Here is a 13,169-nt window from a genome sequence, read left to right as displayed (position 1 = left end):
GCATGAGAAACTCCCTATTTATCTTTATATTAACGAGTCTATTTCTCATCGGTTGTAGCTCTTCAAGCCGCTATTCAATAACAGATGACGTGGCCCCTAACACGCCACTTTCGGTTGAGCATATTGAAGATGCACATCCGCAATACGAACCCTATAGTTTGGGTGGCAACAAGAATTACACTTTGAGAGGCATAAACTACACCATTGTCAAAGAGGCCAAAGGATTTACAGAAAAGGGCCAAGCCTCGTGGTATGGAAAAAAGTTTCATGGACATCTGACATCCAACGGTGAAATCTACGACATGTATTCGATGACGGCCGCCCATAAAACGTTGCCGTTACCCAGCTACGTTAAAGTAACGAATTTAGATAACAAAAAAACTGCGATCGTTCGGGTAAACGATCGCGGTCCTTTTCATGAGGGTCGAGTTATTGATTTAAGTTACGCTGCCGCTTACAAATTGGGTGTGGTTCAAGCCGGGACTGCGAATGTGGCTATCGAAGTCATCACCATCGATAAACCGATCACGACGTCACCACAGAAAAAGAAGGCTCAATACATTATCCAAGTTGCCTCCTCAAAATCAGAGCAAAGAATACGAACTTTATCAGATCAATTAGGTCAAACTTTGACGGTTGAAAGCTTTGTAGATAGTGTAAATAGCATTCATCGCGTATTTTTAGGGCCATTTAATGACGATGCGCTGACTCAACAAACGCTAGAAAAAGTTAAATTGCTCGGTTACGAGACCGCCTTCATCAAAGCGCAACCCGTCACTCAGTGACTCATCAAATCCAGTGTTCTTGCTTCAAGCTCTGGTTTGATAGGTCGTTTCTGTTAAGATATGGACAGTTAATAAGAAAATTTGCATTCCTCATGAAAAAACACACATTCTTAAAACCGATTTTAGCGTCTTCTATTGCGCTTTCTGCAACCTTTACTAGCTCAGTATTTTCTGCGCCGATCGTCATACCCGATGCTCCTCAGATTGCCGCTAAAGGCTATGTATTGATGGACTTCCACTCAGGTAAAGTGCTGGCAGAAAAAGAGATGGACACCAAGCTTTCTCCAGCAAGTTTGACGAAAATGATGACCAGCTACGTGATTGGCCAAGAACTGAAACGTGGCAATATCTCTCCGCAAGATAAAGTGGTGGTCAGTAAAAATGCGTGGGCGAAGAATTATCCTGACTCTTCAAAAATGTTCATTGAAGTCGGCACCACAGTTACCGTAGAAGAACTGAACAAAGGCATTATCATTCAGTCTGGCAATGATGCGTGCGTGGCCATGGCTGAACACATTGCAGGTTCTGAAGACGCCTTTGTTGACCTAATGAATGCGTGGGCAAGTTCACTAAAAATGAGTAATACGCACTTTGCTAACGTGCACGGCTTAGATAATCCAAATCTGTACTCAACACCTTATGATATGGCGCTACTAGGCCAAGCATTGATTCGTGATGTCCCAAACGAGTATCGTATTTATTCAGAGCAGAAGTATACTTATAACGGGATTACCCAGTATAACCGTAATGGTTTACTGTGGGATAAAAGTATGAACGTAGATGGCATTAAAACTGGCCATACGAGCAATGCTGGATACAGTTTAGTTAGCTCAGCAACTGAAGGGAAAATGCGCCTCGTTGCTGTGGTTATGGGTACCAAAGATGAAAATGCTCGTAAATCAGAAAGCAAAAAACTTCTGAGCTATGGCTTTAGATTCTTCGAAACCGTCGCACCACACAAAGCAGGCGCAACATTCGTTGAAGAAAAAATCTGGATGGGTGACAAAGATAAAGTGGCGCTTGGCGTCAGTGAAGATACCTACGTCACACTGCCTCGCGGTCAAGCGAAAGATCTTAGTGCGAGCTTTGTGCTTGAAAAAGAACTGCGAGCGCCAATAAGCAAAGGTGATGTGGTCGGTAAGCTGTACTACCAGCTTGATGGCAAAGACGTGGCTGAATACCCTCTTTTGGCATTAGAAAATGTGGATGAAGGCAGCATATTTAGCCGTCTTTGGGACTACATCATTCTGCTTTTCAAAGGGTTATTCTGATCTCCCTGAGAAAAGGTAAAATAAAGCCGCCATACCGCGGCTTTATGATTATTGAGTTCCATCAACATTCGCTGTAGTATTCGCCACCGCAAATCGAATTATCAACGGGAGCTTCCATTATGCTGACTATCAACTCTGATGCAAAACTCAAAGACTTACTCGAGTTTCCTTGTTCATTTACTTACAAGGTGATGGGCCATGCAAAGCCTGAACTTCCAGAGAAGGTTCTTGAAGTTATCCAACGTCACGCTCCAGGCGATTACAGCCCACGGGTTAAACCCAGTGCAAAAGGGACTTATCACTCCTTATCGATTAACATTACCGCCACCTCTATCGAACAAGTTGAGATACTGTATAAAGAGCTAGGCGAGATTGACATAGTGCGTATGGTTCTGTAACCCAAAAATCGTAATCGAGATGTCTAACCTCTCATATATTTGATTTATTCAATTTTTTTTGAAAGCAGCTTTGGCTGCTTTTTTAATATAAATCATACCGCTAGAATACACCCCATCACACTAAGGACAAATTTATCGCCTTCATCGGTAGTTCATTCGCTGGAAGATGTTTATAATGCAAAAACTTTATTTATACGGTAGATGAGTCACGTTGATGCTGAATTTGCTTGTTGTAAAACGTCTGGGTCGCCAAGAATACCTTCCTGTCTGGGAAGCTATGCATATATTTACCGATACAAGAACTGAAACCACACCTGATCAGGTTTGGCTTGTCGAACATCAACCAGTCTTTACCCAAGGTCAAGCAGGTAAAGCTGAGCATCTTCTCGATACTGGTGATATTCCTGTGGTACAAAGTGACCGAGGCGGCCAAGTTACCTACCATGGTCCAGGCCAACTGGTGGCTTATTTCTTGATCGATTTGCGCCGCAAAAAATTAGGTGTAAGAGAGTTAGTGACCAAAATTGAACAGATCGTGATCAATACCTTGCAAGCATACCGTATTGACTCAGCCGCAAGACCAGATGCCCCTGGCGTCTATGTCAAAGGGAAAAAAATCTGCTCTCTTGGGCTACGGATCCGTAAAGGTTGCTCGTTTCATGGTTTAGCATTGAACGTCAATATGGATCTCTCTCCTTTCCTACGCATTAACCCCTGCGGCTACCAGGGATTGGAAATGGCTCAAGTCAGTGAACTGGGCGGCCCAACAGAACTGAAAACCATAGAAAAACAACTAATAAAAGAACTCGTTAACATATTGGCTTACGAGCAAGTAGAATTCAGCACAGAAGCACCTCTTCAAAGGTAAAAAGCATGAGCAAACCAATACAAATGGAAAAAGGCGTTAAGTACCGCGACGCTGACAAAATGGCATTAATTCCTGTAAAAAATATGCCTGCCGCCGAACAGAAAGAAGTTTTGCGTAAGCCCGAGTGGATGAAAATCAAGCTACCCAGTGATAGCCAGCGCATTCAAGAGATCAAATCGGCCATGCGTAAGAACAATCTTCATTCGGTGTGTGAGGAAGCGTCTTGCCCCAACCTAGCAGAATGCTTTAACCACGGAACTGCCACCTTTATGATTTTAGGCGCCATTTGCACAAGACGGTGCCCATTCTGTGACGTTGCTCATGGAAGGCCAAATGCGCCAGAAACAAATGAACCACAAAAACTGGCGCAAACCATTAAGGATATGAAGTTGAAATACGTGGTTATCACCTCAGTTGACCGTGATGACCTACGTGATGGTGGTGCCCAACATTTTGCCGACTGTAATCGTGAAATTAGAGCATTAAACCCAGAGATCCGTATCGAAACGTTAGTACCGGATTTTCGTGGCCGGATGGACATCGCCCTTGAACTACTCAAAGATAACCCACCGGATGTGTTTAACCACAACTTAGAAACCGCACCACGCCTATATCGTAAAGCGCGTCCTGGGGCAAACTATAAATGGTCGCTGGAACTGTTGAAGAAATTCAAGCAACAACATCCAACTATCCCAACCAAATCAGGCATCATGATGGGGCTTGGTGAAACAAAAGAAGAGATAGTGGAAGTATTGAAAGATCTTCGAGCTCACGACGTCACTATGCTCACTCTGGGTCAGTATTTGGCTCCGAGCCGTCATCATCTACCAGTTGAACGCTATGTCCCACCGTCTGAATTTGACGAACTTAAAGAGATCGCACTAGAGCTTGGATTTACTCATGCAGCTTGCGGCCCGTTCGTGCGTTCCTCCTATCATGCGGATATGCAAGCCAAAGGGCTAGAAGTGAAGTAACCACACGCTAACCATTGGGTAAAGCCGATGTTCACTCATCGGCTTGTAGGACTCAGTTCGGTTGGTAGTGATTGAAGCTTGAATATTGATTCTATGTTCTATAGGCTAACGACATAGAAAATAGACAATAAAGCTAAGGATTTATTAACATGAAAACGATCAGTACATTAGCCCTTGCTGCCGCTACTTTAATGACCGGTTGCGCGTCTAATACTCAGCAAGATAACTATCGTGAAGCCTCCTTTGAGCTTTGTAATACTGAAGTCAACATTTACTCGGTGAGTGACGATGGTCGTGTTCGTATTGTCTGCGCTGACGGCTCTAAGTTTGCCTTAAATAGCGAAAAAACACTTGATACGATGCGCAATATTAATATTGAGTATTGTGATGGTGAGGGCTTAGGTAAATTTAACGAGAGCACGAAATATTACTCTTTTCAATGTAAGTCTGGCACATTGCTCAGCATTGCAAAATAGTTCTGTAAAGCGCATTAAATTAAACAGTGAGAACCCACTATTCTTATTGCTGATAATAAATAGTGACCAAACAAAAAAGCTCCTGAATATCAGGAGCTTTTTTGTTTGTGCGTAAAACTACGCGTATACAGGCAAACGCTTACAAATTTCCAACACTTTTGCCTTCGTTGCTTGAATAACAGATTCATCACCCATGTTATCCAAAATATCACACATCCATCCAGCTAGTGCTTTTGCATCAGCCTCAGTAAAACCACGACGAGTAATTGATGGAGAACCCACACGGATACCAGAAGTCACAAATGGGCTACGCGGATCATTCGGCACCGAGTTTTTGTTCACTGTAATGTTAGCCGCACCCAATGCTGCATCAGCATCTTTACCTGTAATATTTTTATCGATCAAATCGACAAGGAATAGGTGATTTTCTGTGGAACCTGAAACAATGTTGTAACCACGATCTAAAAACTCAGCCACCATCGCTTTCGCATTAGCCACGACACGTTTTTGATACTCTTTAAACTCCGGTTCTAGTGCTTCTTTGAACGCGACCGCTTTACCTGCGATAACGTGCATTAAAGGACCACCTTGACCACCGGGGAACACCGCTGAGTTAAGCTTCTTATATAAGTCTTCACCTGCATTCGAAAGAATAAGGCCACCACGAGGACCTGCCAGTGTTTTGTGGGTAGTGGTCGTCACTACGTGGGCATGAGGAACTGGGTTAGGGTAAACACCCGCCGCAATCAAACCAGCTACATGCGCCATATCAACGAACAAGTACGCGCCTACTTTATCAGCAATTTCACGCATTCTTTTCCAATCGCAAACTTGCGAATAAGCAGAGAAGCCACCGATGATCATTTTTGGCTGATGCTCAACCGCTAATGCTTCCATCTCTTCGTAGTTAATTTGGCCTTTCTCATCAATTCCATAAGGAATGATGTTGTACAATTTACCGGAAAAGTTAACAGGAGAGCCGTGAGTCAAATGGCCACCGTGTGCCAAGCTCATTCCTAATACGGTATCACCTGCGTTAAGCAAAGCCATATAAACCGCGTTGTTTGCTTGTGAGCCTGAATGCGGCTGCACGTTCGCATAGTCTGCACCAAACAATTCACATGCACGTTCAATCGCCAGCGTTTCCACTTTGTCGACAAACTCACAACCACCGTAATAGCGTTTACCTGGGTAACCTTCAGCGTATTTATTAGTGAGCTGTGAACCTTGCGCTTCCATTACACGTGGGCTTGTATAGTTTTCCGAAGCGATAAGTTCAATGTGTTCTTCCTGACGAAGGGTTTCTTCTTGAATGGCTGCGAACAGGTCCGCATCGTAATCTGCGATGTTCATATCACGCTTAAGCATCTGTATCTCCTGACTCAGATTTTACTGAAAGTTTCAAAAAACCACACAACGACCAAAAGCAAACGTTTTCGTCACCGTAATATGTCGCATATTCTACATAATTTGATCTGGGTCATAAAGAACAAATTACAGAAATTATCATGCGGTTTTTTCATGATGGATGGTAAGGTAACTCATGCTAAACAGTAAGTTGGATAATGATAAGCCGAATGTCAACCATTCTGCTTTACACCTTGTAAAACGGCAATTACATAGGTTTACCTCAATTCTCACTCCCTATCTACCGAAAATATCGCTTTTTCTTTACTATGTTCGCCATTCTTAATTATTAAAATTTCATTATTGATGCGAGCACACGCACGTAAAGAAGATTGGGTTGCCCATTTTAACGGGAACCTTTTTAGTTGCACAAGGCGTCTTCTTTCGCCACTCCTCTATCTCAAATTGAAAAAACCCACATACAGTCATGCATTCTATATATCACACATCGCGTCTTATTTTTGATGCACCTGATCAGTTGAAGTCGTCGGTGCTTAATATGAGAATGGACTGCTAAAAAATAATTATCATTCGTTACCTTAATAATTGAGCGGTTAGGAGCTTCTACAATGGGTGAAAGAGGAAGGATCCGTATTTCTAACTATCAAGGTAAATTTTTCTACCGCCTGATAGATTGTTTAGTAATACTGATCACTATGTATATTACACTTAAGTTTCACTCACATATCGTTACCATGTCTTATATATCAGTGGGACTTTTAGGGGTTATTTTCTATTCCTTTATTGCTGAAAGCCTTGATATATATAGCGGTTGGCGAACCACAAAACTTAGAGTTTTAACTCTACATACTGCATTTTGTTGGGCTTCAACCGTTGGCTGCTTAACTTTAGTTGGTTATTTCACAAAAACAGGAAGCGATTTCTCACGCTTAATTTTAGGTTTCTGGTTTGTGGGTTCATTTACTTTATTACTGCTTTGGCGCTTCGTCGCATTTACAGTCATTTATTATCTGCATAAAAAAGGTTACCACACCACCAAAGCGGTCATTATAGGCATGACACCGCAAGGCCTAGAACTATCGAAAAATCTCATTAATAACCCTGAGTTAGGTATCCAACTTGCTGGTTTTTACGATGACAGAAGTGATGAACGTATTGCAGGAGATATTCCGGTGCTCGGTAAAGTTAATGATGCATTAACACTTGCCAAAAACGGTCAAGTAAAAAGTGTGTACATAGCACTACCAATGCAAGCCCAGCATCGAATCAGCAAGATTCTAGAGGCCTTTTCGGATAGCACAGTGAATACCTATATTGTGCCGGATTTTTTTACCTTCAATTTACTGCATTCGCGTTGGTATACCATCGGCGATGTTAATGCTTTTAGTATTTTTGATACACCATTCAATGGGTTAGGTACGTGGCTAAAACGTTTTGAAGATTTAGTCTTAAGTAGTCTTATCTTGATTTTAATCAGCCCTGTCCTTATTGCGGTTGCGGTAGGCGTGAAACTCAGCTCACCAGGCCCTATTATTTTCAAACAGATGCGCTATGGACTGGATGGAAAATCTATCAAAGTATGGAAATTCAGAAGCATGCGTGCCATGGACAATGGGAACAAGGTTACACAAGCAACAAAAAATGATCCCCGAGTGACTCCTTTTGGTGCGTTTATTAGGAAGACGTCATTAGATGAGCTACCACAGTTTATTAATGTGCTACAAGGTCGAATGTCAATTGTTGGTCCTCGCCCTCACGCCGTGGCACATAATGAACAGTATAGAACGATCGTTAACCGCTACATGCTAAGACATAAAGTAAAACCAGGAATCACTGGCTGGGCACAAATTAATGGCTGGCGTGGTGAAACCGATACGCTAGATAAAATGGAAAAACGTGTCCAATTTGATTTGGACTATATACACAGATGGTCGTTGTGGTTCGATATCAAAATCGTATTTCTCACCGTATTTAAAGGATTTGTAGGCAAGAATGCTTACTAGAATGGAAAAGCATACTCATATGAACACAACTAATTTAAATAGAATCGCGTCCTTTGGTTTGGCTTTTTTTGCGTTATCAGCCGTACAAGCAAAACCACAACCTAACCCAATTATGACTGAATCAGGGATTGCCATTGTACCTTTTTTAAATTTATCAACGGGTTATAACGACAACTTAGCAAAGGCGTCACAAGATCTCGAACATTCCCAATATTCAGTATTCGAGCCAGGTATCGGTTTAGCAATAGAGCCGACAAGTGGCCAGAAACATCGCGTAGGTTATCGACTACAAAGAGGCGATTTTTTCAGCTCTAGCAAAGATAGCTACACTGACCATTTCTTTGATTTAGCCAGTGACTGGGAACTCAATTCCAAGCATCGAGTTGACTTAAGTTATGCTCTTGCATTAACTCATGAACAGCGTGGCGATAACGATACGACACTCAATTTGTCCTACAACAAATACAACACCAATAACTTCAACCTCGGTTACGGTTTTGGTGGCGAAGACGCCAAAGGTCGAATAGAAACCAACCTTGGTTGGGGTAATTTGGACTACAAAAACAACCAAACTATTACTCAATACCAAAATTGGGATGAGTTACGATTCAACAGCTCTCTGTACTATAAAGCGCTGCCAAAAACGTCGCTAGTTTTCCAAATTATCGTTAATGATAGGCATTATAGTGATATAGCCCCTGGCTCAACTCTCAAAGACAGCACCCATTATATGGGGTATGTTGGTACCTCTTGGGACGCGACAGGAAAACTACAGGGAAATGCCAAGGTTGGTATGCAACATAAAGATTTTGAATCCTCTTCTAGAGAAAATTTTGACTCTTTTTCATGGGATATTGATGTCACTTATCTCATCCGCACATACTCTGCGGTGCAGTTGAAAACAAATCGTAAATCAACCGATACCGACGGTACCGGTGATTCAATCGATACCAAAGTGTATAACGCAAACTGGACACATAATTGGAGCGACATCATCTCCTCTAACGTCGATTATTCTCTATTGAGCGAGAATTACACTAGCACTGCTCGCGACGATGACACCAGTAAACTAACACTTTCGCTGAGCTATGATTTTCGTCGTTGGCTAACATTCAAAGTCGGCTATCAACTTGAATCGAGAGATTCCAATATCAGTTCGTTAAGCTACGATCAAAATGTGTATTATTTTGCTATTGAAGGGGTGATGTAACTTACGATGAAGTACTTCTTAGTCATTCTGTTAAGCTGTCTTTCCTGGTCAACATTGGCCAATGAGAGTTTTTATAAGTTAGGCGTTGGGGATCAAATTCGGATTCAAGTTTATGATGAACCAGAGTTATCTATTGAAACGCGTGTAGGTGACAGTGGTAACATTGATTACCCTTTTTTGGGACGAATTAAGCTGAAAGGAAAAACGATTGAGGAAGTAAAAACTGCTATCCACAATGGTTTAATCGATGGGTATCTGGTTAACCCCAATGTTTTTGTCAGCATAGTCGAATATCGTCCCTATTTTATCAACGGGCAAGTAAAGATATCCGGGAGTTACCCGTATCATCCGGGGTTAACCGTAAACAAAGCCATTACGATTGCGGGTGGATTCACAGAGCGAGCGTCTAAAACTAAGATCTATATATCATCAAGTGATGCTCCTGAGGCCAAGCCAGTAAAAGTAACATTACTTCATAAAATTCAGCCTGGTGACATTCTCACCGTAGAAGAAAGCTTTTTTTAGGTAACTTAGTTGTATGGAAAACTCTTTAATTAAAAATCACTTGAACTCAGATGAAGTTATTGATGTTCGTCAGTACGTCCATGTTCTTCTCAACTATAAATGGCGTATTCTACTTTTTTCTACGATGGTCACCGCTATCGCGGTATTGATTGCATTATCAATTCCTTCGCAATATACCGCTCGCGCCTCACTGATCATCGAATCAAAGCAAGCAAAAGCCGTTTCGATTGAAGACATCTATGGTTTAGATACCAAAAGCCAAGAATACTATTTGACTCAAATAGAGATTTTGAAATCAGACCGAGTCGCAGAGGAAGTCATTAAACGCCTTAACCTTGCCAGTCACCCAGAATTTGACCCTACTGTAGAAAATAATCAAAAAACTGGGTTTAAATTCGATGTATTGGAATGGTTTCCTGTTCTGAAATCGTTCAAGAAAAAGCCCGCAGAAATATCACAGGAAGACCAAAGCTATCGGACTAGCCGATTGGTTCTGGCTAAGTTTAAGCGTGGGCTAGAAGTTAGCCCAATAAGAAAAACTCAACTAGTGAATATTTTCTACACCAGTAAAGACCCTAAATTATCGGCTCAAATTGCCAATGAGATTGGTAACGTCTTTATGGATAGTCATATCGAAGACAAACTTCAAGTTGAACTGAAGGCGAATAGCTGGCTCAACAACCGCATGGGTGATTTGCGCGAGCAACTAAAAACGTCAGAAGCTCAACTACAAACATTTTTAAAATCTGAAGGACTCGTTGATATCCAAGGCGTTGAAAGCCTAGCATCCCAAGAACTTGAAGAACTGACCTCTCAATTGAATAAAACGAGAGACAGACGCGTTGCAGCTGAAACACTTTATTTGGTCGCTCAAACGTACAGCCGTCAAGATGGTGACCTCTCTGCCCTTGCATCTATCCCAGAGATCTCTAACCACCCGACGATACGAGATGTCAAATTGGCTGAAGTGCAAGCTGAAAAGAAAGTCTCAGAACTATCAAAACGTTATGGTGACAAACACCCAAAATTAAAATCAGCTCAAGCCGAGTTAGCCTCTGTAAAACGCAATTTAAATGCCGAACTAAAACAGTTATTAAATGGGATCAACAATGAGTTACAAGCAGCTAAGCAAGCTGAAAGCTCTTTGCATCGGGAACTTGAGAAACGCAAATCAGAGTTTCAAAGCCTATCCGTAAAAAATGCACGATATTCAGAGCTAAAGCGCGAAGTCCAAACAAACCGAGAGCTGTTTGATCTCTTTTTAAGTCGTCAAAAAGAGACCAGTGCATCGAGCGACTTTAATGCTACGATTGCTCGTTTTACCGATTTTGCCAATCCGCCCCTCGCACCAAGCAAACCGAATCGTAAACTGATTGTATTGCTAGCGTTTGTCGCTTCGTTTGGTTTGGCGTGTGTTGTTGCTTTCATTGCTGATGCGGTAAACGATACATTCCTTGATGTAAAACAGGTCGAAAAACAGTTATCACTAAGCTTGCTCGGTATTGTACCGGTAATAAAAACTCGAGGTCCTCTGACGCTCAAAACCTATTTTGATTCGAAACACCGAGAGCTAACAGAAGCGATTAGAACCGTTCGGACTAGCTATTTACTTGCCAACACCAACAAAGATCATCATGTAGTAATGGTTACGTCTTCACTGCCAGAGGAAGGAAAAACAACCTCGAGTATCAATTTGGCTTTTTCACTGGCACAAATGGAAAAAACAGTGCTGATAGACTGCGATTTGAGAAAACCATCGGTTGCACACCGTTTTGGCATCTCTGGTTCACAGCCAGGAATGAGCAACTTGCTCATAGGTACGCATACCATAGAAGAGTGTCTCTATACCGATGAAGAATCAGGGCTTGATGTTTTGACTGCTGGAGTCGTGACAGACAATCCTCTTGAACTTATCTCCTCGCCTAAGTTTGCCTCACTACTCGAAGAGCTAAAGACACGCTATAGCAGAATTGTGATTGATACACCTCCGTGTTTAGCCGTTAGTGATGCATTTATGCTGTCACAGTACGTGGACTCGACCATACTGGTGATCAATGCTCCACACACACGCACTAAAGTAGCTAGAGATGTGGTTGGACGCTTAACGCAGCAAGGAGCGAGAATTGATGGCGTCATATTGAACAAACTGAACACCAAAAAAGCCTCTAATTATAGCGGTTATCATCAATATCAATCCTATTACGGCCCAGAAAAATAACCATGAAGGTCGCGAATCACCCTTTTTTAGCCCATGCTTTGCGTTTGAGCATTGGGCTAACTGCACTCGTTACTCTCTATTTTGCATTTCATTTTTTGACGGCGTCCATTTACGCGCTAGCAACAGAAAGAAACATCGACCACTGGACAAAGCACAGTGATGGTGTAACTTTAGAGCAAGTGAATGAAACAAAGCTCATGATACTAAAGGCACTACAGCACCACAGAGACCATCCTCACTACCACAATTTACTGGGTAAGGTCTATGAGTGGGAAGCCTATTTGGGCGATGATGTAGATAAAGCAAGCCACTTGCTCAATGCAAAAAAGGCCTACTTGGAAAGTACTTTATTGAGACCCACTTGGCCAGACACATGGGCTGATTTATTGGTGATTGAAACTCAGTTGAAAGGGGGGAATATTGATCTCTATTTTGTACAAGCCGACCGATATGGGCCTTTTACACCCAAAGTGAACAACTCTCTTTCCCAGATTGGCCTTAACCATTGGTCTATTTTTTCAGCGCCGCAGCGAACTATCATTATTGATCACGCCGCAAGAGCATTAGCTCATCCGCAAAGCCGAGGGGAAGCCTACCAGTTTCTAAAATCAAATGGTCTCTTAAAATTTACCTGTGCAGCTATTATTTATAACCCTCAGCGTTATACTGAGAAAAATAGTCTCTGCAAGAGAGTGCTAGAGTGAGTTCAATGATAAAACATTATGCAATGAAACGGCCTATCACCTTGTTCATGTTAGCCTTGCTTTCTCTTGGTACGGCTTCGCTATCACTGGCAAAAACACTGAATATTCATGCTGAGATACCGAAATTTTTGGAAAAGTCACTCGGCGGTGATATTTATCTCCACTTTACACTTGCACTATTCATTACCTTGGTTTTTATCCGAGTCATTTCTGCCACTCTTTCCCCTATACAGAGCATCTTTCTCGCCATAGTTATCGTCTCGACCTGTTGCGTAATTGATGAAAGTTTACAAATGTTATCGAGTTCACGATCATTCTCTTTACTCGATTTGGGGGCAAGTTTACTTGGTATTATAATGGCCTCAACAA

At 42.0% G+C, this 13,169-nt stretch carries 12 protein-coding genes; 11 read left to right on the top strand and 1 reads right to left on the bottom strand.

Annotated features, from left to right (window positions below; genetic code table 11):
• Positions 1 to 2: 2 nt before the first annotated feature.
• The 6 genes from CCZ37_RS04010 (at position 3) to CCZ37_RS03985 (ending at position 4,772) form a co-directional block, all read left to right on the top strand.
• Positions 3 to 785: a septal ring lytic transglycosylase RlpA family protein gene (locus tag CCZ37_RS04010; protein ID WP_094499809.1), complete on the top strand. Its 783-nt coding sequence runs from the start codon at positions 3 to 5 to the stop codon at positions 783 to 785.
• A 92-nt stretch (positions 786 to 877) separates the two neighbouring features.
• On the top strand, positions 878 to 2,056 hold the full coding sequence (locus CCZ37_RS04005) for a serine hydrolase (protein WP_094499808.1): 1,179 nt from the start codon (positions 878 to 880) through the stop codon (positions 2,054 to 2,056).
• 119 nt (positions 2,057 to 2,175) lie between these two features.
• Positions 2,176 to 2,454, top strand: a complete 279-nt coding sequence (gene ybeD, locus CCZ37_RS04000) for a DUF493 family protein YbeD (protein WP_010317329.1) — start codon at positions 2,176 to 2,178, stop codon at positions 2,452 to 2,454.
• Between the two features lie 214 nt (positions 2,455 to 2,668).
• On the top strand, positions 2,669 to 3,322 hold the full coding sequence (gene lipB, locus CCZ37_RS03995) for a lipoyl(octanoyl) transferase LipB (RefSeq protein ID WP_094499807.1): 654 nt from the start codon (positions 2,669 to 2,671) through the stop codon (positions 3,320 to 3,322).
• A 5-nt stretch (positions 3,323 to 3,327) separates the two neighbouring features.
• The gene (lipA, locus tag CCZ37_RS03990; protein ID WP_010317327.1) at positions 3,328 to 4,296 is read left to right on the top strand and encodes a lipoyl synthase; all 969 of its coding nucleotides are present in this window, start codon (positions 3,328 to 3,330) and stop codon (positions 4,294 to 4,296) included.
• A 149-nt stretch (positions 4,297 to 4,445) separates the two neighbouring features.
• Entirely contained in the window at positions 4,446 to 4,772 is a 327-nt protein-coding gene (locus tag CCZ37_RS03985) for a hypothetical protein (RefSeq protein WP_010317326.1), read from the top strand.
• A 117-nt stretch (positions 4,773 to 4,889) separates the two neighbouring features.
• Here the strand turns inward: CCZ37_RS03985 and glyA are convergent, their stop codons facing one another.
• Complete coding sequence (glyA, locus tag CCZ37_RS03980) at positions 4,890 to 6,140, bottom strand: serine hydroxymethyltransferase (protein ID WP_010319607.1); 1,251 nt, start codon at positions 6,138 to 6,140, stop codon at positions 4,890 to 4,892.
• A gap of 608 nt (positions 6,141 to 6,748) precedes the next feature.
• Between glyA and vpsL the strand changes: the two genes are divergently transcribed.
• The 5 genes from vpsL to CCZ37_RS03955 are packed head-to-tail and all read left to right on the top strand — an operon-like array spanning position 6,749 to position 12,800.
• Complete coding sequence (vpsL, locus tag CCZ37_RS03975; protein WP_094499806.1) at positions 6,749 to 8,143, top strand: exopolysaccharide biosynthesis glycosyltransferase VpsL; 1,395 nt, start codon at positions 6,749 to 6,751, stop codon at positions 8,141 to 8,143.
• A gap of 19 nt (positions 8,144 to 8,162) precedes the next feature.
• Complete coding sequence (locus tag CCZ37_RS03970; RefSeq protein WP_094500790.1) at positions 8,163 to 9,353, top strand: outer membrane beta-barrel protein; 1,191 nt, start codon at positions 8,163 to 8,165, stop codon at positions 9,351 to 9,353.
• Between the two features lie 6 nt (positions 9,354 to 9,359).
• A complete protein-coding gene (vpsN, locus tag CCZ37_RS03965) occupies positions 9,360 to 9,878 on the top strand; it encodes an exopolysaccharide export protein VpsN (protein WP_017045832.1) in 519 nt (172 codons plus the stop codon).
• A 13-nt stretch (positions 9,879 to 9,891) separates the two neighbouring features.
• Positions 9,892 to 12,096, top strand: a complete 2,205-nt coding sequence (vpsO, locus tag CCZ37_RS03960) for an exopolysaccharide regulatory tyrosine autokinase VpsO (RefSeq protein WP_094499805.1) — start codon at positions 9,892 to 9,894, stop codon at positions 12,094 to 12,096.
• A 2-nt stretch (positions 12,097 to 12,098) separates the two neighbouring features.
• Positions 12,099 to 12,800, top strand: coding sequence for a VpsP family polysaccharide biosynthesis protein (locus CCZ37_RS03955; RefSeq protein ID WP_094499804.1), 702 nt, complete (start codon positions 12,099 to 12,101; stop codon positions 12,798 to 12,800).
• Positions 12,801 to 13,169 lie beyond the last annotated feature (369 nt).

This window comes from Vibrio qinghaiensis (assembly GCF_002257545.1).
Classification (GTDB): domain Bacteria; phylum Pseudomonadota; class Gammaproteobacteria; order Enterobacterales; family Vibrionaceae; genus Vibrio; species Vibrio ordalii.
This window is presented reverse-complemented; position numbering and strand designations above follow the sequence as displayed.